Genomic DNA, 331 nt, shown 5'->3' on the forward strand with positions numbered 1-331 from the left:
CGCAAAAGTGGTGCCGCCTGAAGCGATGGAAAACGCCCCTGCCAGCCTGCATTCGCTGGATGTGAAATCGCGTGATATGCGCGGGCAGAAATATGTCTTGCAGGTGGCACCGGAAGATTGCACCGGTTGTAACCTGTGCGTCGAAGTTTGCCCGGCGAAAGACCGTCAGAATCCAGAGATTAAAGCCATCAATATGATGTCTCGCCTGGAACATGTCGAAGAAGAGAAAATCAATTACGATTTCTTCCTCAACCTGCCAGAAATCGACCGTAGCAAACTGGAACGTATTGATATTCGTACATCGCAGCTGATTACACCGCTGTTTGAATAT

At 49.2% G+C, this 331-nt stretch carries 1 protein-coding gene; it reads left to right on the forward strand.

The window, feature by feature from the left end:
• Positions 1-331, forward strand: a 331-nt coding sequence (locus BHC43_RS00555) for a 4Fe-4S dicluster domain-containing protein (protein ID WP_176700506.1), incomplete at both ends; no start/stop codon positions are given.

The organism is Snodgrassella alvi (assembly GCF_002777855.1).
In the GTDB taxonomy this organism is placed as follows: domain Bacteria; phylum Pseudomonadota; class Gammaproteobacteria; order Burkholderiales; family Neisseriaceae; genus Snodgrassella; species Snodgrassella alvi_E.